Genomic DNA, 19,990 nt, shown 5'->3' on the forward strand with positions numbered 1-19,990 from the left:
GCGAGGCGCCCGCGCCGTCCGTGCCGGCGCCGCCCGGGTCTGCCCGGGTGGCGCTGTTCGCCGGCTGCATTGCCCGGTCGCACGAAGCCGGCACCCGGGCCGCCCTGCAGCGCCTGCTGGCGAGCGCCGGACTGGAGGCGGTGGTGCCTGTGGGCCAGGGCTGCTGCGGCGCCGCTGCCGCCCACGCCGGCGACGCCGCGGGCGCGGCGCGCCTGGCCGATGCCAACCGCAGGGCCTTCGCCGGCCAGGAACGCGTGCTCTGCCTGGCCTCGGGCTGCCACGACGCCCTCGCCCGCAGCCTGGATAGCGGCACCCGCGTCGAGGACCCGCTGGCGCTGCTCGAACAGGCGGCTGATCGCCTGGCGTTCCGGCCCGCGACCCGGCGCGTGGCCCTGCACCTGCCCTGCACCCAGCGCAGCAGCGTGAAGTCGGACGCGGCCCTGCGCCGGCTGCTGGCGCGGGTGCCCGGCCTGGACCTGGTGGAACTGCCGGACACCGGCTGCTGCGGCGCCGCCGGCCTGCACCAGCTGGCCGAGCCGGACCGCGCCGCGGCCCTGCGCGCGCCGCTGCTGCAGGCGCTGGCCGACAGCGGCGCCACCGAACTCCTGTCGGCCAACATCGGCTGCCGGCTGCACCTGGCCGCCGGCACTACAATGAAGGTGCGCCACCCCATCCACTTCCTGGCCGAGCACCTGGCATGACCGCGACCCGCCAATTCAGCCCCCTGGACCGGCTGATCATCGAATTCCAGCACGCCCTGGGCACCAGCCTGGGGCAGGCCCACGCCGAACGGCCCAATCCGGCCGGCGACGTGCCCGAACTGGCGCTCGCCGACCCGGACCGCCGCCACGCGGCCGGCCTGATGCGCATCAACCACACGGGCGAGGTCTGCGCGCAGGCGCTGTACCTGGGCCAGGCCGCCGTGGCGCGCGATGACAGCACCCGCCGGCACCTGCAGCACGCGGCCCAGGAAGAAACCGACCACCTGGCCTGGTGCGGCGACCGGCTGGCCGAGCTCGACAGCCGGCCCAGCGTGTTCAACCCCCTGTGGTACGCCGGCAGCTACGCCATCGGGGTGGCGGCCGGCCTGCGCGGCGACGGCTGGAACCTGGGTTTCGTGGTCGAAACCGAACGCCAGGTGGAAGCGCACCTGGAAGAACACCTGCAGACCCTGCCGCCGGGCGACGAACGCAGCCGCGCCATCCTGCGCACCATGAAGGCCGACGAGGCCCGCCACGCCGACGCGGCCGAACAGGCCGGCGCCCGCGTGCTGCCGCAGCCGATCCCGACCCTGATGGCGCTCTCGTCGCGGCTCATGAAAGCCGTCGCCTACCGCGGCTAAGAAAAAGGCCCGACACCTGCGTGCCGGGCCCTGTCCGTCGCGATGTCCCGACCTTCAGTCGGCCAGGTTGCGGCCGTTGAAGAGTTCGACGATCTCGCGCTTGAGCTGGTTTTCGATCCGCATGCGGTCCTTGAAGCCCAGGTTCTTGGCCTTCTCCTCGAACAGATACGTATCGAGGTCGAACTCCTTGAGATGCATCTTCGTGTGGAACAGGTTTTCCTGGTACACGTTGACGTCGATCATCTCGTAGCGCGACTTGATCGGCTTGGACATGAACTCCTGGATCGAGTTGATCTTGTGGTCGATGTAGTGCTTCTTGCCCTTCACGTCGCGGGTGAAGCCGCGCACGCGGTAGTCCATGACCACGATGTCGGACTCGAAGCTCTCGATCAGGTAGTTCAGGGCCTTCAGCGGCGAAATGACGCCGCAGGTCGCCACGTCGATGTCGGCGCGGAAGGTGGCGATGCCGTTGTGCGGATGGGTTTCCGGATAGGTGTGCACGGTGATGTGCGACTTGTCCAGGTGCGCCACCACGGCGTCGGAGATGATCTCCTTGCCGGCCGCCTTCTTGTCGATCACCGGCTCTTCGGAGATCAGGATCGTCACCGAAGCCCCCTGGGGGTCGTAGTCCTGGCGGGCCACGTTCAGGATGTTGGCGCCGATGATCTCGGCCACGTCGGTCAGGATCTGGGTCAGGCGCTCGGCGTTGTAGGCCTCGTCGATGTACTCGATGTAGCGCTGGCGCTGCTCTTCCGAGACCGCGTAGCAGACGTCATAGATGTTGAAGCTCAGGGCTTTGGTCAGGTTGTTGAATCCCTGGAGCCTGAGGCGCGGAAGCGGCTTGACCACGTTGGCTTTCCTGCGTTCGGAGGGGGTGGAGCTGGAGGGCCGGCATTATCGGCCATATCCCCCCCGGGGGAAACCTTGGCCTCCCGCGGCCCCTCCGGCATTGCCGATAGCGCCACGTCGGCCTAAGCTGAATGCTTCAAAGCCAGCCGAGGACGCGCCATGGCGCAGGACAGGACTTCGCCGATGCCGATCCAGCCGCACAAGGTGGTCAACAGCCCGTTGGCCCCGGACGCCGCCACGTTCAGCCGGTTCCTGGACCATTGCCACCGGCGCCGCTACCCGTCGCGCAACGACGTCTTCCGCCCCGGCACGCCCGCCACGTCGCTCTATTACGTGGTCAGCGGCTCGCTGGCGGTGGTCAGCGAAGAACCCGATGGCCGCGAACTCATCCTGGGCTACGTCAACGCCGGCGAGTTCATCGGCGAGATGGGCCTGTTCTTCGCGGCCGACGCCCGCGCGGTGGTGGTCCGCACCCGCAGCGCCTGCGAGCTGGCCGAAATCAACTACGACCGCCTGCACCAGCTTTTCGCCGGACCGCTGGCGGCCGAATGCCCGCGCATCCTGTACGCGATCGGCCTGCAGCTGTCCAAGCGTTTACTGGACACGAGCCGCAAGGCGAGCCGGCTGGCCTTCCTGGACGTGAGCGGGCGCATCGTGCGCACGCTGCACGACCTGTGCCAGGAGCCGGACGCGCTGTCGCATCCGCAGGGCACCCAGATCCGGGTCTCGCGCCAGGAGCTGGCGCGCATCGTCGGCTGCAGCCGCGAGATGGCCGGCCGCGTGCTCAAGCAGCTGCAGGAGCAGGGCATCCTGCACGCCCGCGGCAAGACCGTCGTGGTCTACGGCACCCGCTGACCGATGGCTCGCCTGGCCGCCGGCACCGACACCTTGCTGGTGCGGCCGGCCGCCGCCCAGGACGCCGCCGGCGTGGCGGCCCTGCTCGGGGTGCTGGGTTATCCCTGTGACCGGGACGAAGCGGCCTCCCGCCTGCGGGCGATCCAGGACGAACCTGGCCAGCAGGTCTTCGTGGCCGACCGCCATGGCTGCCTGGTGGGGCTGCTGGCCCTGGACATCCGCTACTACCTGCCGCTGGGCGGCCCGACTTGCCGGATCACGGCGCTGGCGGTGGCCGCTGGCGAACAACGCCAGGGCGTGGGCCGCCTGCTGCTGCGCGAGGCCGAGCAGCGCGCCCGCCAGGCCGGCGCCGCCCGCATCGAACTGACCTCGGCCGCCAGCCGTTCCGATGCCCACGACTTCTACCGCGCCTGCGGCTACCAGGACGGCGCCCTGCGCTTCCTCAAGCGTCTAGGCGCCTGAAGCCGACCCTGTGGGAGGGACTTCAGTCCCGAAAAGCTTTCGGGACTGAAGTCCCTCCCACAGCGTCAGAGCAGGGTTTCGAAGGCGCCGCGCAGGCGCTTGTCGACGCGGGCCAGGCTGCGTGGGTCGGGTTGGACCAGGACCGGCCGGGCGGTTTCGCACAGCAGGGGCAGGTCGATGGCGCTGTCGGAATACACCGCGGCGAACGGCGGGTGGATGCCGGCCCGTTCCAGCGCCCGGAGCTTGCGCGGCCCCACGGTGTGTTCGGCCCCGATGTAGCCGCCCAGGGCCGGCCGGACGCTGGAGCCGACCACCGGTACGTCCGGCTGGCCCAGGGCCCGCCACAGCGAGCGCGCCAGGCCGGCTTCGGCGCCGGTGACGATGACCACCGGGTCGCCCGCCGCCAGGTGGGCGTGCAGGCGCGCCACCGCCGGCGCGATCAGCAGCTGTTCGCGGCGCGTTGCGCACAGGCGCAGGAAGTCTTCCCGCGCCTCGGCCAGGGCCTCGTCCGTGCGTCCCACCGTCGCCAGCCAGGTGTAGAAGCTGGCCGGCATCCAGGCCACGCGCCACCAGCCGAAGGCCGGCTTGAGCACCGGGAAACTGGCCCCGGCCAGCAAGCGCCGCAGCGGGTGGCTGGCCAGCAGGTCACGCAGCCAGGCCGCCGCGCAGTCGCCCCGCACCAGGGTGCCGTCGAAATCGAACAGGACGGTGGCGGCGCGGGCGGGCATGGCCTCAGCCGAACAGCTTGGCCAGCTCGGCGCCCGGGTCCGGCGCGCGCATGAAGCTCTCGCCGACCAGGAAGGCGTGCACGTCGTTCGCCCGCATGCGTGCCACGTCCTCGCGGGTCGCGATGCCGCTTTCGGTCACCAGCAGGCGGTCGGGCGGCACCGCCGGCTTGAGCGCCAGCGTGGTGTCGAGCGAGACCTCGAAGGTGCGCAGGCTGCGGTTGTTGATGCCCACTAGGGGCGCGCCCACCTGCAGCGCGCGCTCGAGCTCGTCGATGTCGTGCACTTCCACCAGCACGTCCATGCCCAGGTCCATCGCCAGGTGCGACAGGCTGGCCAGGGCCGGATCGTCCAGGGCCGCGACGATGAGCAGGATGCAGTCGGCGCCCAGCGCGCGGGCCTCGTGCACCTGGTAGGGATCGACCACGAAATCCTTGCGCAGCACCGGCAGCGCGCACGCGGCGCGCGCCTGCTGCAGGTAGGCGTCGGCGCCCTGGAAGAAGTCCACGTCGGTCAGCACCGACAGGCAGGCGGCGCCGCCGCGCTCGTAGCTGGCGGCGATGTCGGCGGGGCGGAAATCCGGGCGGATCACGCCCTTGCTGGGGCTGGCCTTCTTGACCTCGGCGATCACCGCCGGCAATCCCGCCGCGACCTTGGCCTGCAGCGCGGCGGCGAAACCGCGCGGCGCCGGCGCGTCCGCGCCACGGGCCACGAGCTCGGCCAGCGGCGTCCGCGTCGACCGCTCCGCCACCTCTTCGGCCTTGCGGGCCAGGATGGTCTGCAGGATGTCGCTCATTGACCGGCTCCGCGGGCCGGCGGGCCGGCATAGGCGCGTTCGACCTTCGCCACCCGGACCTGGAAATGTTCGTACCAGCGTTCGCGGCCGTCGCGGCGGGCGTCGCTGTGCTCGGCCTGGGCGCGCCAGGCGGCGATGGCGGCCTCGGACTCCCAGTAGCTGACGGTGATGCCGAACCCGCCCTCGTCACGGGTGCTTTCGATGCCCAGGAAGCCCGGCTGGGAGCGCGCAAGCTGCTCCATGCGCGCCGCGGTGGCGCCGTAACCCTCGTCGCCGGGCGTGCGCTGGTTGCTGAAGATCACGGCGTAATACGGCGGTTGCGGCGTGTTGGCGAATCGCTCGGTCATGTTCTTACTTTCCTGCCAGGCGGCGGGTGGCCGCGACGAACTGGTCGAGCTTGGCGCGGGCCTTGCCGCCGGTGAGCGCGGCGCGGGCCTGGGCGATGCCATCGGCGATGGACACGGCCCGACCCGCGGCGTAAAGCGCGGCGCCGGCGTTGAGCGCGACGATTTCACGCGGCAGGCCGTCCTTGCCGTCCACGGCCTCGAGCAGCATGGCCCGCGACTGGTCGGCGTCCTCGACGCGCAGGTTGCGGCTGGCGGCCATCGGGATGCCGAAGTCCTCCGGGTGGATTTCGTACTCCACCACGTCGTTGCCACGCAGTTCGCCCACCAAGGTGGCCCCGCCCAGGGAAATCTCGTCCATGCCGTCGCGGCCCCAGACCACCAGGGCCCGCTTGGCGCCCAGGCGCTGCAGCACGCGCACCTGGATGCCGACCAGGTCGGGGTGGAACACGCCCATCAGGATGTTCGGCGCATCGGCCGGGTTGGTCAGCGGGCCGAGGATGTTGAACAGCGTGCGCACGCCCATTTCCTTGCGCACCGGCGCCACGTTCTTCATCGCCGGATGGTGGATGGGTGCGAACATGAAACCCATGCCGGTTTCGGCGATGCAGGCGGCGACCTGGTCGGGCTGCAGTTCGATCACCGCGCCCAGGGCCTCGAGCACGTCGGCGCTGCCGGACTTCGACGACACGCTGCGGTTGCCGTGCTTGGCGACCTTGGCGCCGGCCGCGGCCACCACGAACATGCTGGCGGTGGAGATGTTGAAGGTGTGCGAGCCGTCGCCGCCGGTGCCGACGATATCCACGAAGTTGCCGGCGTCGGGCACGGTCACCTTGGCGCAGAACTCGCGCATCACCCGGGCGGCGCCGGCGATCTCGCCGACGGTTTCCTTCTTCACGCGCAGGCCGGAGAGGATCGCGGCGGTGAGGACGGGCGAGACGTCGCCGCGCATCACCTGGCGCATCAGGTCGACCATCTCGTCGTGGAAGATCTCGCGGTTCTCGATGACGCGTTGCAGGGCGTCCTGCGGTTTGATCAACATCGGTTTCACCTGTAGGAGCGCCTTCAGGCGCGAGACGCCTGGAGGAAATTGCGCAACATGTCATGCCCATGCTGCGTGAGTATCGATTCGGGATGGAATTGCACCCCCTCCACCGCCAGGGTCCGGTGACGCAGTCCCATGATCTCGTCCACGGAACCGTCGTCGTTCTCGGTCCAGGCGGTCACTTCCAGGCAGTCGGGCAGCGAGTCCTTCTCCACCACCAGCGAATGGTAGCGCGTGGCCTCGAACGGATCCGGCAGGCCGGCGAACACACCCACGCCCTTGTGGCGGATCGGCGAGGTCTTGCCGTGCATGATCGTGCGCGCCCGCACCACCTTGCCGCCGAAGGCCTGGCCCAGGCTCTGGTGGCCCAGGCAAACGCCCAGGATGGGCACCACGCCCGACAGCGTTTCCAGGACCTGCAGCGACACGCCGGCTTCGTTGGGGGTGCACGGGCCGGGCGAGATGACGATGCGTTCGGGCGCCAGCTCGCGGATCGCCGCCACCGTCAGTTCGTCGTTGCGCACCACCTTCACGTCCTGGCCCAACTCGCCCAGGTACTGGACGAGGTTGTAGGTGAAGCTGTCGTAGTTGTCGATCATCAAAAGCATGGGCGGCCCGAATTTGCGGTTCCATCGCCGGCGAACCGGCCCGCTAGGATAGCGGAGGATGGACCGGCGGCGGGTCCGCTGGTGCCAAAGCTGCGTTTTGCGTGTACCCCGGCGACCATCAATGCCCGGCGATGGCAGCAGCTTCGTAGGCCACTGCCGTCGCTGCCCGCCACCACGATGCCGCGAAGCCTTGCGGGACGCGGCTTGCGGCCATCCCGTGGCCTGCCTGCACCAACTTCCGGCCCGGTTGACCCACCCGGGGCAAGGCGCGGAAAACTACGCGCCTGCAACGTTTCCCCACCCCTCATGCGTCACTCTTCCCCCCTGGACATCGGCGAGGCGGCACGCCGCCTCGGTGTCAGCCCCGCCACGCTCCGACTGTACGAACGCCGCGGCCTGCTTCCTGGCGCGGCCCGGTCGGCCGCGGGCTATCGGAAATATTCCTCGGCCGACATGCAACGGGCCCGGCTGGTCTGCCGGGCCCGTCGTTTGGGTTTGTCGATGGACCAGATCGCCAAGGCCAACCGTGGCGATGGCGACCTGGTCGGATTGCGGGACATCCTGCGCCAGCACCTTGACCACCTGGACCGTGAGATCCAGCGTGGCGCACGGCTGCGCCGGCACCTGGGCCGCTGGCTGGACGGGTCCGGCCGCTGACCCGGCCTGCCCGACGGGAGCCCCGGCACGGGCCGGGGTTGCCGCCGGACAGGCACCGGCTCAGAAGTTCACGCGCACGCCCAGGCGCGCCGTCGAACCTTCCAGGTCACCCGTGCGTGCGTCCACTTCGCCGTACAGCTGCGCCCGACCGATGTTCCACTGCAGGCCCGCCGCGAAGCGGCCGAAGCTGCGGCCCCCTTCCTGGTCCACCACCACGTCGTCGAAGCCGGTGTCGTAGCGGGTGGCGTCGCCGCCGCCGAACTCGCGCGAGATCGACATCGAGGCGTATGGGTACAGGCCGTGCCAGCCCTCGGCCAGGCCGATGCTCAGCCCCAGCTCGCCGGCGCCACCGGCGCCTTCCTGCCAGTGCACCTCACCGCCGGCGCCGTCCAGCGCCGGAAGCGACAGGTCCACCCACGACAGCCTGGCGCTGGGCTCGATCCAGATCCCGGACAGCGCGAAGCGACGGCCGCCCTCGATCTGCAGGCCGATCGCGCTGCCGCTGCCCGAATCTTCCAGGCCGATGGAGGCCCAGTCCGATTCCAGGTCGAAACGTTCGCCGCGAAGCTGTGCCCCCGCGAACCATCCATCCTTGCTGTAGCGCGCGTACACGCCGGCATTGACGGCGTCGAGGCGGGTCTGTTCGGCGCCGCCCAGGTCCATGTCGGCTTCGCCCATGCCCGCGGTCACGCCGGCGCGCCAGTTGCCCAGCGTGGTTTCCCAGCCTGCCTGCACCCCCTGGTGCGACCCCTGCCAGTCCAGGTTGCGCCGGCCCTGAGCGTGCGTGAACTGCGATTTGCCGTCGAAGTCACCGCCCAGCACCTGCAGCCAGGCGCCGTGGGCATCGGCCTGCCGGCCGGTGGCGTCGAGGTGGCTGGTGACCGCCTGCGTGCCCTGCCGCCACAGTTCGCGCGCGCCCGCCGGAACGGCGCCCGCCAGGTAGGCCGCGTCGCTGAGGTCGCTTTCCAGGCGCCAGTTGCCGAAGCCGTCGTAGTCCAGTTCCAGGCCGATGAAACCGCGGTTGCGGCTTCCGGCCGCCAGCACCAGTTCGCTGCCGTCCTGGTTCGCGGCCGAACTGAGCACCTGCACGCCGTCCAGGCCCAGCAGCGAACCGGCGCCCACGAAGGCAAGGCTCAGCTCGTTGCGGCCCGAGAGTGCACCCACTTCGATGCGGTCGGTGGCGAAGCCGTCGAGCTCCAGGTCCACGACCAGGCGCCCGCCCTGGGCGCCGTGCAGGGTGCCGTCGATGACGAACACGTCGCCGGCGCGGCCATTGGCCAGGGTCAGCAGCCCTGCGTTTTCGAAACGCTCCAGCCCCTGCAGTCGCGCCGACGTCGCCGCGTCGTCCAGGCGGACGCGGCCGGTATTGAGGAACTGGTCCTGGCCGGCGCCGAACTGGCTGGTGCCGCTGGTGATGAACTGGCCGGCGTTGGTCACCACGTCGGCGCCGCCCGAGAGCTCGAGCCAGCCGTGCAGTTCGCCGGTCGAGGCCAGGCGGATGTCGGCGGCGCCGTCGCCTTCGTCGGTGCCCCGGATCGTGATCACCGGACCGCGCGTGCTCGAAACCGTGCCGGCGATGTCGACGCGGGTTCCCAACGCGGTGGCGGCATCGATGGCCGTGGTTTCGCCATAGACCGAGCCTCCCTCGTTGACGCGCACGTGCGCCGAGCCGAACCAGCTACCGGCCGTGATGGCGTAACCGGATTCCACCCGCACCGCGCCATCCACCAGCAAGCGCGCCATGCCGCTGTCGGCGTTGATGCCGATGCCGTACCAGTCGCCGCTGGTCGCGCGTGAATGCACGTTGCCGACACGGGCGGTGATGTCGCCGTTGCCGCTCGAGAGCTGCATGGCCGTCGAACGTTCACCGTAGGTCTCGATGTCGTCGATGTTGACCAGGATGTCGGCACTGGTGAGCACGCGCAGGCCGGCCGAGTCATCGCCATACGTGGTCAGGCGACCGGACTGGACCGAAACGATGCCGGTGGTTTCGATGTTGATGGCGTCGGCCGCGTAGCCGCTGGTGAAGACCGAGCCGTTGCTGACATGCACGTTGTGCAGCGCACCGATGTCCATGCCGCGGGTGAAGTCGCCGTCCGTGCCCAGGTTGTCGACGTCGACGAAGGCGCTGCCTTCGAAGGCGAACACGCCCAGGCCCAGCCCGTAGCTGCCGCTCGCGCCGATCCAGCCGGCGCGCACGCCGACGTCGCCGAAGCCCGCGCCGGCCAACACGGCCACGCTGCCCTCGCCGATGGCCGCCGCGGTCCCGACGTCGACCATCACGTCGCCGCCTTCCCAGGACTGCGCCAGCACCGCGTAGGCACCCAGGCCTTCGGCGCGGACGAAACCCGCTTCGATCGCCACCGAGCCATCCAGGCTGACGGCCTGCAGGCCGGTGCTGAAGTCGCCCTCGACGATGGCGCCGCCCGCGAGCACGGTCACGTCGCCACGTTCGGTGATGGCACTCACGCCGGTGGCCAGCGGACCCCAGGCCTGCACGCCGGCCACGTCCACCAGGACGTTGCCACCGAGGCTGTAGGCGTCGATGGCGACGCCGCCCTCGACGTAGTTGGCCCAGACGGTGACGTCGCCGGCCGCGAGCGCCGCGACGCCGATGTTGCCGCCCAGCACCTGGTCGACGCGCACGTTGACCGCGCCGGAATTGGAGACGACGTCGACCGCCGGCCAGGCGTGGTGCGCCTGGATCACGGTGCCGTCCTCGGCGAACAGGCTCAGTTCGCCTTCGCCGTACAGCACCACCGCGGTGTCACCTTCGGGAAGCAGGTTGCCGTCCACGGCGAAGCCTTCGCCCAGGCGCAGGCGGAAGTCGGAAACGCCGGTGTAGTTCAGGCTTGGTACCGGCCCGCTGCCGTCGGGCGTGCACACCACCTCGCCGCCCGGGCTGGCGGCGCCACATTCTTCACTGGCGTAGGCAGGAAGCGCCAGGCAGGGAATTGCCGCCGCCAGGGCGAGGAAAAGCGAAGACCGCCGGATGTTCCGGGCGGAACCGGGAATATTTGAGTTCATGGATAGTGCGCCATCGGGAGGGGGACCCGGACGCTAGGGCTTGCAGCAGGTGCAAGGTCAAGCGTCCGGCACCGCCCCCGTCGAGACTTCCACCCGATTGCGGCCATTGCGCTTGGCCCGGTAGAGGGCATCGTCGGCCGCGGCGAGCAACTGCTCGGGGGCCCGCGTCACCTCGCCGGCCTGGATCCGGCGGGTCACCACGCCCAGGCTGATGGTGACCGGCACCGAGGTGCGGCCGACCGGCAACGGCCCGGCGCCCTCGACGGCGGCACGCAGGCGTTCGGCCAGCTGGCTGGCCTCGATCATGCCGGTGTCCACCGCCAGCACGGCGAACTCCTCGCCGCCGACGCGGGCCAGCAGGTCGCTGGCCCGGACTTCTTCCTCCAGCAGCAGCGCCATCCGGCGCAGCACCACATCGCCGGCCGGGTGACCATGCTGGTCGTTGATGGCCTTGAAGTGGTCGATGTCCAGGGTCACCAGGCTCAACGGACGCCCGGTTTCAGCCGCCCGGGTCGTCGCGCGGGCCAGCTGGTCGCCGAAGTGGCGGCGGTTGGCCAGGCCGGTCAGGCCGTCGGTCATGGCCAGGACCTCGAGCTGGGCATTGGCTTCGCTCAAGGCCTGGGTACGTTCGCGCACGCGCTGTTCGAGGCCTTCGGCCATCTTGGTGAGCTCGTGCTCGTGGGCGGTGAGGTCATCCACGAGGCTGCGCAGGGCGCCGGTGAGTTCACGCGCTTCCCGATAGCCGCGCGCGGGCGGAAAGGCCGCGCCGGGCTCGCGTGCCTGGATCTGTTTGGCCGACCGGGCCAGCGCATGCAGCGGCGCACCAATCCCGCGCGCCATCACGGTGCCCAGCAGCAGGAACATGATGGTCAGGACGATCGCCGCCACCCAGACCTGCCGGCTCAGTTCATGCACGGGTTCAAAGGCCAGGTCCGCCTGCTTGCGCACCAGCACCGTCCAACCCAGGCCGCCATAGGCTTCGTGGCCCTCAGTCGGGACGTAGCCGGTCAGGTACTGGCGGCCATCGGGCCAGGTTTCGAGCACGGCGCCGCGTTCGCCACGCGCCACGGCCAGGGCGCTGGGGGTCCGCAGCACCGTTCCGCGCATGTCGCCCGGGCCCATCAGCACCTCGCCCTCCGGGCTGAGGAAGAACACCTCGACCGGGTCGTTGGCCCGGCTGGGACGCATCTGGTCCTGGCGCAGGCCCTCGGCCCAACGCCACGACAGCTGGGCGATCATGACGCCGACCACGGCGCCATGGTCGTCGTGCACCGGGGCCGCGACGTCCAGCACGATCAGCGGTTCGCCGCCGGGGCCGCTCATGTATTTCGACAGCAGCAGGGCCTCGTGCAGGTCGCCGACGTAAAGATCCTTGATCCCGCCGATGAACCAGGGACGCGCCGAAGCATCGTCCCCTTCCAGCAGGCCACGACTGCCGACCCGGACCTTGCCGTCGGCGCCGACCACGCCGATCCAGAGGTAATCCGGAAACGTGAGCTGCATCAGGTCGAACAGGTCGCGAAGCACCTGCTCGTTCTCCTCGGGCTCGTCGAGCATCGGCATCAGGGCCAGGGCGCGCATGTCGTTGAGGCGCTCGAAGAGGCCACGATCAAGCCGGCCGGCCAGCGCCAGGGCGCGCGCCTGCAGGCGCAGGCCGATGTCGTCCTGGAGCTTGTCGGTCGCCACGCGTTCGACCCGCCAGGAAAGCACGCCGACCATCACGATCGCCAACAGGCCGAAACTCAGGGCTAGCCACAGGCGCAGGCCGGCGCTGCGGGGGCGGAAACGGCCGACGACCTTTTCCACCGGCGCCACCTCAGAGCCCGCCGGCCGCCTGGGCCACGGCGCGGAACAGCGCCCGGCCCTTGTTCATGGTTTCCTCCCACTCCTTGACCGGGTCGGAGTCGTGCACGATGCCGGCACCGGCCTGCACGTGCAGGCGGCCGTCCTGGATCACGGCGGTGCGGATGGCGATCGCGGTGTCGGCGTCGCCCCACCAGTTGAGGTAGCCGACGGCGCCGGAATAGATGTTGCGCTTGATCGGCTCCAGTTCGCGGATCACTTCCAGGGCGCGGATCTTCGGCGCACCGCTGACGGTGCCCGCCGGGAAGGTCGCCTTGATGACGTCGGCGAAACTCAGGCCCGGCTGCAGCTGGCCGCGCACTTCGCTGACGATGTGCATGACGTGCGAATAGCGTTCGATGATGAAGCGGTCGGGCACCTCGACGCTGCCCGGCTCGGCGACGCGGCCGACGTCGTTGCGGCCCAGGTCGATCAGCATCAGGTGCTCGGCGCGCTCCTTCGGGTCGGCCAGCAGTTCGGCTTCGAGCGCGGCGTCGGCTTCGGGCGTGTCCCCGCGCGGGCGGGTGCCGGCGATCGGTCGCACCGTCACTTCGCCGCCCTGCAGGCGCACCAGGATCTCGGGCGAACTGCCCACCACCTGGGTGTCGCCCAGGTCGAGGAAATACATGTAGGGCGACGGGTTGAGCGCGCGCAGGGCGCGGTACACGTCCACCGGCCGGGCACGGAAGGGCACGCTCATGCGCTGGCTGAGCACGACCTGGAAGATGTCCCCGGCGCGGATGTACTCCTTGCAGCGCTCCACCGCGACCAGGAAACCCTCGCGGGTGAAACCGGAGACGAAGTCCTGCTCCTGCAGCAGCGAGGGGTCGAGCACGTCGGGATAGCTGCGGCCCGAATGGCGCAGCCGGTGCACCAGCTCGTCGAGCCGGCGCACGGCGCGGGCGTAGGCCTGCGGCTCGCCCGGGTCGGCGTGCACCACCAGGTACAGGCGGCCCTTGAGGTTGTCGAAGACCGCGACTTCCTCGCTGAGCATCAGCAAGGCGTCGGGCGTGCCCAGCTGGTCGGGTTTGTCGCCGCCGGCCAGGCGCGACTCGATCCAGCCAATGGTTTCAAAGCCGAAATAGCCCACCAGGCCGCCAGTGAAGTCCGGCAGGCCGGGGAGGCGTGGCACCGTGAAGGAGGCCCGCAGGCGGTCCACTTCGGCCAGGGGGTCTTCCAGCGTGCGCGTTTGAACCACTTCGCCGTGGTCGCGCACCTGCAGGTCGTGGCCGCGGAAGGTGTAGGTGCGCCGCGCCGGCAGGCCGATGATCGAGTACCGGCCCCAGGTCTCGCCGCCTTCGACCGACTCGAACAGGTAGGTGTGCGGACCGTCGGCCAGCTTCAGGTAGACCGACAGCGGCGTGTCGAGATCGGACAGCACCTCGCGCACCACCGGGATGCGGTTGTGGCCGGCCCTGGCCAGGGTCTGGAAGTCTTCGGCGGAGATCAAGGCGGGTTCCGGGCGTGGCGAAGGCCCGAGTATATCCGGGCCCGTTTGTAGGAGCGCCTTCAGGCGCGAAGCGGTCCTTTGCCTCCAGGCAAAGCCAAAAGATTCGCGCCTGAAGGCGCTCCTACAAAGACGGCGGCATGCCGCGCAGGTGCAGGCTGAATTCGACGCCGTCGCCGTCGGGCAGGTTGCGCGCTTCGGCATGGCCGCGATGCAGGTCGGCGACCAGGCGCACCACGTACAGGCCCAGGCCCAGGTGGGCGGCGCCTTCGCCGCGCTGGGTCTTGTCGCGCAGGCTCACCAGGGAATCGAACAGCCGGCCCCGCATCGTTTCGGGCAACCGCGGCCCCTGGTTGGCCAGCGCGATGCGCACGCCGCCGGGTTCGCCGGTTGCCGACAGCCGCACCCAGCCGTCTTCCGGCGTGAAGCCGCGGGCATTGTCGACCAGCTTGTCCAGGGCCTGCACCAGCAGCTCGGGTGAAGCCCGCAACGGCAGCGCCCCGGGCGGCAGCTCCAGTGCCAGCGTGCGTGGTGCCAGCAGCCCGCGATACGCCCCGGCGCAGTCCTCCAGCAACCGGCGCAGGTCCACGTCCTCGGCCTCCGCAGCCTCGATGGCGTGTTCGATGCGGGTGACTTCGCTCATCGTCCGCACCAGGTGGCCCATGCGTTCAACGCCGTCACGGGCACGGGCCACCACCACGCGGGCCTCGGGGTCGAGCCGGGCGTGGTCGAGGTTGTCCAGCGAGCTGCGCACGATCGCCAGCGGCGTGTTGAGTTCGTGCGAAAGCTTGCCCGACAGCGAGCGCAGGTAGTCGGTGTAGGCCGCGACCTGGTCGAGCAGGCGGGCGAAGCTGCGCGAGAGGTCGCCGATTTCATCGCGGGCGGCCGTGCGCGGGAAGGGCGTGACCCGGCCTTCGCGATCAAGCGCGCTTTCGGCGGCGTCGCGCAGGCGACGGATGCGCTGGCCCAGGCGCGTGGCGAACAGCAGGATGATGCCGCCCGAGGCCAGGAAAGCCACCAGGCTGACGCCGAGCAGGCCGGAAAACGCCTGGTCGGTGAGCAGCAGCACTTCGGAATTGGAGCGCTCGATCAGCACCGTGCCGCGGACCTGGCCGGCGACCTCCAGGGGCACGGCGGCGGACAGCAGCAGGCGCGCGCCGGCCGGATCACGGCGCCAGGTCACCGCCGGCGTGCCGGCCACCGCGGCGGCGACCTCGGCGCGCACCAGGCGCCGGGCCAGCGCCGATTCATCGATCGTGGCCGTGACGTCGCGGAACAGCAGGGCCCGGTACAGGCTGCGCCGCCAGGGCAGGATGTCTTCCTCGGACGCATCGGCCCGCAGTTCGCCGGCGCGCGCCAGCACCCAGCCGTCGCGATCGGCGACGCGCACGCGCATGCCTTCGGGCGCGAGCGCCTGCAGCGCCGGCTCCAGCGACTCCACGAACCCGTGAAGGGGCAGCAGCCCGACCCGCCCGTCCCCGGCGACGCCGGCGATGCGCTCGGTGCCGCTCGCGTCGACATCGCGCACCCGCAGTCCGACGGCGCGAACGCTGAAGTCCTGGGGCAGCGCCAGCTCGATGTCGTAACCGCCCTCGCGTTCCCGCCAGACCCCTTCGATCCGCACGGGCGGTGGCAGCCCGTCTTCGCCGGCCACGCGCAGCGGGCCGCTGCCGCTGTTGGCCAGTCGCAGCGCCAGGTCGGAGCCGCGCCCGAGCAAGCGCAGGTCGACCCGGTCGAAATGAAGGTCGGCCGGCCAATGGGCTTCACCGCGCTGGGCGCTGGCATCGTCCACCGAAATCCACAGGTGCAGGCGCTCGTTGGCGCGACCCGCCGCCGCCCTCACCCACGGGCGTGGCGAGCCGAAGGCCAGCGGCACGGCGGCCGCGCCGCGCCAGTCGGCGGCGTCGCCATCCAGGCGCGGGGCGAAATCGAGCGGATGCACGAACCAGCTCTCGCCGGCCGGCGGCAGGCCGCCCGGGCGCACCGCCACGCCACGTGCCAGGGCTTCGGCCGAGGCGAGCAGCGCCTGTTCCTGGCCCTGGCGCAGCAGGGTTTCCATCTGCCGCACGAACTGCCAGCCGGCCCAGGGCAAGGCCAGGATCGACAGCGCCACCAGCAGCAGCTTCGTGCGCAGGCCCATGCCGGGCTCAGGCGCGCCAGCGGTAACCGGCACCGTGCACGGTGTCGATGTCGTCGAAAGCCGGGTCGAGCGCCTGGAACTTCCGCCGGATGCGCTTGATGTGCGAGGTGATGGTGGCGTCGTCCACCACGACCTGGGCTTCGCGCATCAACTGCTCGCGCGACTTCACGTGGCCCGGGTAGCGCACCAGCGCATGCACCATCCAGAACTCGGTGACCGTCAGCCCCACTTCCTGGTCGTTCCAGGTGACGCGCATGCGCTCGAGCTCCAGGCTCAGCCCGCGCAGGCGGAACACCTGCTCCTTCACCCGCGGCGCCGCCAGCGAATCGAGCCGCCGGAACAGGGCGTGGATGCGCGCCGTGAGCTGCGGCAGGCTGGTGCCCTTGCTCAGATAATCGTCGGCGCCCAGGCGCAGGCCGGAGATGACGTCGAAATCCGAGTCGCGCGCCGTGAGGAACAGGATCGGCAGCGTCGCCGATTTCGCGCGCAGCTCCCGGCACAGGTCGAAGCCCCCCTCGGGTTCGTCGCCCAGGCCGACGTCGATGATCACCAGGTCCGGCAACTTCGCCGCGAAGGCCGCCTGCGCCTCGGCGCGGCTGGCGAAGGGCAGGACGCCGTAACCATGCCGGCGCAGCGCTTCGGCGTAGTTGTCGCGGATGGCGGGTTCGTCTTCGACGATGGCAACGGTGCGTGACATGGCGGCCAGCCTAGGCCAGCCGCCGCGGGCGGGCAATGCGTTGCCCGCGAATCGCCACAACTCGTCAGCGCCCTGCCCTTGCCTGCCCGGCGACCGGCCCACGGCCGCGATGTGATGCAGCTGTCCCCACGGAGAGCTGCCATGACCGAGCGCGAAACCCGCAAACCCCGCTTCTACCGTTCGCTGCGCACCGCCGGCTGGACCCGCCGCTGGCTGGCCGGGCTGGTGCTTTCGCTGCTGCCGCTGCTGGCCCAGGCCAGCCCGGACCCGGAGGGCCTGATGCTGCGCGAAGGAGACGAATGGGTGGCCAGCCTGGCCATGGACACGACGGTGCACATGCAGGTCCACGGCCTGCTGGCCGAAGTCGCCGTGCGCCAGACCTATCGCAACGATTCGAGCCAGTGGCGCGAAGGCCGCTACCTGCTGCCGCTGCCCGAAAACGCCGCGGTCGGCGACCTGAGCCTGCGCATCGGCGACCGCCTGATCGAAGGCGAAATCCGCGAGAAGCAGGAAGCCAGGGCCGCCTACGAAGCCGCGGCCGCCGCCGGCCAGCGCGCCAGCCTGGTGTCGCAGAACCGGCCGAACCTGTTCCAGACCGCGGTCGCCAACATCGGCCCGGGCGAGGAGATCGAGATCGAGGTCCGCTACTGGCAGCCGGTGAGCTTCCGCGACGGCATCTTCTCGCTGGGGCTGCCGCTGACGCTGACGCCGCGCTACCTGCCGGACCCGGCGCCGGAAACGTCGTTCGCCCTGCACGCGATGGCGTCGACGTCGGCGCCCGAGCATCTGCCCGCGGTTGGTGGCAGCCTCGATCGTGGCGTCGCCGCCGGACCCACGGTCGCCCTGGTCGCCGAGATCGACGCCGGCCTGCCGCTTCGGCGCATCGACAGCCCCACGCATGCGGTGACGGTGTTCGGCGGCGAAGGCCGGCACCGGGTCGAGCTGAGCCAGCTGGTCGAAGCCAGCGACCGCGATTTCGCCCTGGAATGGGAACCCGAGCCGAGCCAGGCCCCGCGCAGCGCCGTGTTCATCGACCGCGTCGCCGGCGAAGACTTCGCCCTGTTGATGCTGGTGCCGCCGACGCTGCCGGTGGCGCCGCTGCCGCGCGAACTGATCCTGGTGATCGACAACTCCGGTTCGATGGCCGGCGCCTCGATGGCCCAGGCCATCGAAGCCGCCGACCGTGCCCTGGCGCGACTGCGTCCCGGCGACCGCTTCAACGTGATCCGCTTCGACGATGACTTCGACCTGCTGTTCGCCGATGCGGTGCCGGCGCAGCCGGGCAACGTCGCCCGTGCCCGGGCCTGGGTACGCTCGCTGCGCGCCGAGGGCGGGACCGAGATGCTGCCGGCGCTGGTGGCCGCCTTCGCCGGCCAGGCACCGGAGGGTTACCTGCGCCAGGTCGTGCTGGCGACCGACGCCGCCATCGGCAACGAGGACCAGCTGCTGCGCCTGATCGAAACGGGCCGCGGCAACAGCCGCCTGTTCCCGGTCGGCATCGGCAGTGCACCCAACGGCCAGTTCCTGGCCAAGGCCGCCGAGCTGGGCCGCGGCACCGGCATCGTGGTCCGCGACGTCAACGAAGTGGCGCAGAAGATGGACGGCCTGCTGGCCAAGCTCGATCGCCCGGCGATGCGTGACATCCAGGTGGACTGGCCCGGCGTCGCCGACGCCTATCCGTCGCGCATCCCCGACCTCTACGAAGGCGAGGCCGTGCAGGTGGTCGCCCGCCTCGACCGGATCGACGGCGTCGCGACGGTGCGCGGGCTGGCGCCGCAGCCCTGGTCGCGCCGGATGACCCTGGCCGGTGAAAAGTCCCAGCCCTCGCCCGGCGTCGCCCGGCTCTGGGGCCGCGCCCGCATTGATGCGCTCGAAGACGAACTGCGCCGCGGCGGCGACATCCAGACCCTGCGCCCGGCCATCGTCGACGTCGCCCTGCGCCATGGCCTGGTGAGCACCTACACCAGCCTGGTGGCCGTGGACAAAACGCCGGCGCGGCCGGTGGGCGAATCCCTGGGCAGCACCCGCCTGGCCAACGCCACGCCGGCCGGCAGCCTGGCCTTCGCGCAGGGCAGCACCGGCTGGCTGCGCGACCTGGTCCTGGCCTCGGTGCTGCTGCTGGGCAGCCTGCTCCTGCTCGTCGCGAGGCGCTGAACCATGGCCGCGCGCCTGCTGGCCTTCCTGTTCTGCTCCGCGCTGCTTTGTTTGCTGCGTCCGGACGAGCCCACGCCCTGTGGGAGGGGTTTTGGCCCCGAAGCCTTTCGGGACTGAAGTCCCTCCCACGAAATCCCACGCCAAGGAGATGTCGCCATGGTCCTGATCGTCGAAAACCGCAATCGCTTGCCGCCACCCGCGCCCGAACCCGGCCATCGATCCACGGCCCGCGCGCTGGCGCACATGCACTGGTACTTCGTGCCGTTCGACGCCAGTGCGCTGCTGCGCCGCCGGCCCTTGCCCCTGACTTCCCCGAAGACGGCGCAGGAGGCGCCGTGAATTTCGCCGCCACATCACGGATGCACCCTCGGGACACGGAAGTCCCACCACTGCGGCCGGCGCGATCGCTCCCGCGCCGGCTTCGCGGCAGCACGACGACCGCCCGCGGCTGGCTGGCGCGGGCCCTGTTGCTGGCGGCCGCGGTGATGGCGATGCAGGCGGCCTGGCTGCCGGCCAAGGCCGCCCTGGCGCAGGTCCTGCTGACAGGCAGCTGGCACCAGACCCTGGCCGATGGCGGCGTGCACCGGCCCTGGCCCTGGGCCGATACGCACCCGGTGGCGCGCTTGTCGTCTCCGGGGCTGGACGTTTCCCAGGTGGTGCTGGCCGGCGACAGCGGCCGGACCTTGGCTTTCGGCCCGGGCTGGGCGGAGTCGAGCGCGCGCCCCGGCCTGCCGGGCACGATCGTGATCAGCGGCCACCGCGACACCCATTTCCGCTGGCTGCAGGATCTTCGCGACGGCGATGTCCTGGTCCTGGAAACACGCGAGGGCTCACGCAACTACGTCGTCGAAACCACCCGGGTCGCGGACGCCCGCCACGAACGCATCGCCGCCACGGCCGACGACCAGCTGTTGCTGGTCACCTGCTGGCCTTTCGATGCCACCGCGGCGCGGGGACCCCTGCGTTACGTCGTCAGCCTCGTGCCCGTCGGGTGAGGGAT

General features: G+C 70.7%; 19 protein-coding genes. 8 read left to right on the top strand and 11 right to left on the bottom strand.

From position 1 onward, the window contains the following. On the top strand, nucleotides 1-701 hold a 701-nt coding region (locus N788_RS05720), incomplete at its 5' end, for a (Fe-S)-binding protein (protein WP_160171911.1). Continuing rightward, on the top strand, nucleotides 698-1,342 hold the full coding sequence (coq7, locus tag N788_RS05725; protein WP_034222273.1) for a 2-polyprenyl-3-methyl-6-methoxy-1,4-benzoquinone monooxygenase: 645 nt from the start codon (nucleotides 698-700) through the stop codon (nucleotides 1,340-1,342). The genes N788_RS05720 and coq7, both read left to right, overlap by 4 nt. A gap of 54 nt (nucleotides 1,343-1,396) precedes the next feature. Here the strand turns inward: coq7 and speD are convergent, their stop codons facing one another. Further along, nucleotides 1,397-2,191 carry an adenosylmethionine decarboxylase gene (speD, locus tag N788_RS05730; RefSeq protein WP_034222275.1) on the bottom strand — a complete coding sequence of 265 codons (795 nt, stop codon included), beginning with the start codon at nucleotides 2,189-2,191 and terminating at the stop codon, nucleotides 1,397-1,399. 183 nt (nucleotides 2,192-2,374) lie between these two features. Here speD and crp point away from each other — a divergent pair, with 183 nt between their 5' ends. Together crp and N788_RS05740 are read left to right on the top strand one after the other, a co-directional pair. Next, nucleotides 2,375-3,046, top strand: coding sequence for a cAMP-activated global transcriptional regulator CRP (gene crp / locus N788_RS05735; RefSeq protein WP_034222380.1), 672 nt, complete (start codon nucleotides 2,375-2,377; stop codon nucleotides 3,044-3,046). A gap of 3 nt (nucleotides 3,047-3,049) precedes the next feature. Next, the gene (locus N788_RS05740; RefSeq protein WP_051924410.1) at nucleotides 3,050-3,508 is read left to right on the top strand and encodes a GNAT family N-acetyltransferase; all 459 of its coding nucleotides are present in this window, start codon (nucleotides 3,050-3,052) and stop codon (nucleotides 3,506-3,508) included. Nucleotides 3,509-3,573: 65 nt separating this feature from the next. On the opposite strand, the gene N788_RS05745 is transcribed toward N788_RS05740, so the two are convergent. The 5 genes from N788_RS05745 to N788_RS05765 are packed head-to-tail and all read right to left on the bottom strand — an operon-like array spanning nucleotide 3,574 to nucleotide 7,026. Further along, entirely contained in the window at nucleotides 3,574-4,236 is a 663-nt protein-coding gene (locus N788_RS05745) for an HAD family hydrolase (RefSeq protein ID WP_051924411.1), read from the bottom strand. A 4-nt stretch (nucleotides 4,237-4,240) separates the two neighbouring features. Further along, nucleotides 4,241-5,029 carry an indole-3-glycerol phosphate synthase TrpC gene (gene trpC / locus N788_RS05750; RefSeq protein WP_034222278.1) on the bottom strand — a complete coding sequence of 263 codons (789 nt, stop codon included), beginning with the start codon at nucleotides 5,027-5,029 and terminating at the stop codon, nucleotides 4,241-4,243. Next, nucleotides 5,026-5,376: an antibiotic biosynthesis monooxygenase family protein gene (locus tag N788_RS05755; protein WP_034222281.1), complete on the bottom strand. Its 351-nt coding sequence runs from the start codon at nucleotides 5,374-5,376 to the stop codon at nucleotides 5,026-5,028. Before N788_RS05755 ends, trpC begins: the two co-directional genes overlap by 4 nt. 4 nt (nucleotides 5,377-5,380) lie before the next feature. After that, on the bottom strand, nucleotides 5,381-6,415 hold the full coding sequence (gene trpD / locus N788_RS05760) for an anthranilate phosphoribosyltransferase (RefSeq protein WP_034222284.1): 1,035 nt from the start codon (nucleotides 6,413-6,415) through the stop codon (nucleotides 5,381-5,383). 23 nt (nucleotides 6,416-6,438) lie between these two features. Further along, on the bottom strand, nucleotides 6,439-7,026 hold the full coding sequence (locus N788_RS05765) for an anthranilate synthase component II (RefSeq protein WP_034222287.1): 588 nt from the start codon (nucleotides 7,024-7,026) through the stop codon (nucleotides 6,439-6,441). 306 nt (nucleotides 7,027-7,332) lie between these two features. Between N788_RS05765 and N788_RS13840 the strand changes: the two genes are divergently transcribed. After that, entirely contained in the window at nucleotides 7,333-7,683 is a 351-nt protein-coding gene (locus N788_RS13840; protein WP_051924412.1) for a MerR family transcriptional regulator, read from the top strand. 60 nt (nucleotides 7,684-7,743) lie between these two features. Here N788_RS13840 and N788_RS05775 read toward each other — a convergent pair whose 3' ends face one another. From N788_RS05775 to pdsR, 5 genes are all read right to left on the bottom strand, one after another. Continuing rightward, nucleotides 7,744-10,710, bottom strand: a complete 2,967-nt coding sequence (locus N788_RS05775) for an autotransporter outer membrane beta-barrel domain-containing protein (protein ID WP_152560393.1) — start codon at nucleotides 10,708-10,710, stop codon at nucleotides 7,744-7,746. A gap of 57 nt (nucleotides 10,711-10,767) precedes the next feature. Next, entirely contained in the window at nucleotides 10,768-12,516 is a 1,749-nt protein-coding gene (locus N788_RS05780; RefSeq protein WP_152560394.1) for a sensor domain-containing diguanylate cyclase, read from the bottom strand. 10 nt (nucleotides 12,517-12,526) lie between these two features. Beyond that, nucleotides 12,527-14,002, bottom strand: a complete 1,476-nt coding sequence (gene trpE / locus N788_RS05785; protein ID WP_034222296.1) for an anthranilate synthase component I — start codon at nucleotides 14,000-14,002, stop codon at nucleotides 12,527-12,529. A 121-nt stretch (nucleotides 14,003-14,123) separates the two neighbouring features. Continuing rightward, nucleotides 14,124-16,139 carry an ATP-binding protein gene (locus N788_RS05790; RefSeq protein WP_034222299.1) on the bottom strand — a complete coding sequence of 672 codons (2,016 nt, stop codon included), beginning with the start codon at nucleotides 16,137-16,139 and terminating at the stop codon, nucleotides 14,124-14,126. A gap of 7 nt (nucleotides 16,140-16,146) precedes the next feature. Further along, the gene (gene pdsR, locus N788_RS05795) at nucleotides 16,147-16,836 is read right to left on the bottom strand and encodes a proteobacterial dedicated sortase system response regulator (protein ID WP_034222302.1); all 690 of its coding nucleotides are present in this window, start codon (nucleotides 16,834-16,836) and stop codon (nucleotides 16,147-16,149) included. Nucleotides 16,837-16,977: 141 nt separating this feature from the next. On the opposite strand from pdsR, the gene N788_RS05800 reads away from it, so the two are divergent. From N788_RS05800 to N788_RS05810, 3 genes are all read left to right on the top strand, one after another. After that, on the top strand, nucleotides 16,978-18,990 hold the full coding sequence (locus N788_RS05800; RefSeq protein WP_051924413.1) for a marine proteobacterial sortase target protein: 2,013 nt from the start codon (nucleotides 16,978-16,980) through the stop codon (nucleotides 18,988-18,990). A 156-nt stretch (nucleotides 18,991-19,146) separates the two neighbouring features. Continuing rightward, entirely contained in the window at nucleotides 19,147-19,329 is a 183-nt protein-coding gene (locus N788_RS05805) for a hypothetical protein (RefSeq protein ID WP_034222305.1), read from the top strand. Continuing rightward, nucleotides 19,326-19,985 (top strand): class GN sortase, encoded by a 660-nt coding sequence (locus N788_RS05810; RefSeq protein WP_152560396.1) that lies wholly within the window; start codon nucleotides 19,326-19,328, stop codon nucleotides 19,983-19,985. Before N788_RS05805 ends, N788_RS05810 begins: the two co-directional genes overlap by 4 nt. The last annotated feature ends 5 nt before the right edge of the window (nucleotides 19,986-19,990 follow it).

This window comes from Arenimonas donghaensis DSM 18148 = HO3-R19, from assembly GCF_000743535.1.
Taxonomy (GTDB): Bacteria; Pseudomonadota; Gammaproteobacteria; order Xanthomonadales; family Xanthomonadaceae; genus Arenimonas; species Arenimonas donghaensis.

Coding starts and splice junctions, on each gene's coding strand:
- coq7 (WP_034222273.1), top strand. CDS start 698: ATGACCGCGACCCGCCAATTCAGCCCCCTGGACCGGCTGATCATCGAA.
- crp (WP_034222380.1), top strand. CDS start 2,375: ATGCCGATCCAGCCGCACAAGGTGGTCAACAGCCCGTTGGCCCCGGAC.
- N788_RS05740 (WP_051924410.1), top strand. CDS start 3,050: ATGGCTCGCCTGGCCGCCGGCACCGACACCTTGCTGGTGCGGCCGGCC.
- N788_RS05745 (WP_051924411.1), bottom strand. CDS start 4,236: ATGCCCGCCCGCGCCGCCACCGTCCTGTTCGATTTCGACGGCACCCTG.
- trpC (WP_034222278.1), bottom strand. CDS start 5,029: ATGAGCGACATCCTGCAGACCATCCTGGCCCGCAAGGCCGAAGAGGTG.
- N788_RS05755 (WP_034222281.1), bottom strand. CDS start 5,376: ATGACCGAGCGATTCGCCAACACGCCGCAACCGCCGTATTACGCCGTG.
- trpD (WP_034222284.1), bottom strand. CDS start 6,415: ATGTTGATCAAACCGCAGGACGCCCTGCAACGCGTCATCGAGAACCGC.
- N788_RS05765 (WP_034222287.1), bottom strand. CDS start 7,026: ATGCTTTTGATGATCGACAACTACGACAGCTTCACCTACAACCTCGTC.
- N788_RS13840 (WP_051924412.1), top strand. CDS start 7,333: ATGCGTCACTCTTCCCCCCTGGACATCGGCGAGGCGGCACGCCGCCTC.
- N788_RS05775 (WP_152560393.1), bottom strand. CDS start 10,710: ATGAACTCAAATATTCCCGGTTCCGCCCGGAACATCCGGCGGTCTTCG.
- N788_RS05790 (WP_034222299.1), bottom strand. CDS start 16,139: ATGGGCCTGCGCACGAAGCTGCTGCTGGTGGCGCTGTCGATCCTGGCC.
- pdsR (WP_034222302.1), bottom strand. CDS start 16,836: ATGTCACGCACCGTTGCCATCGTCGAAGACGAACCCGCCATCCGCGAC.
- N788_RS05800 (WP_051924413.1), top strand. CDS start 16,978: ATGACCGAGCGCGAAACCCGCAAACCCCGCTTCTACCGTTCGCTGCGC.
- N788_RS05805 (WP_034222305.1), top strand. CDS start 19,147: ATGGTCCTGATCGTCGAAAACCGCAATCGCTTGCCGCCACCCGCGCCC.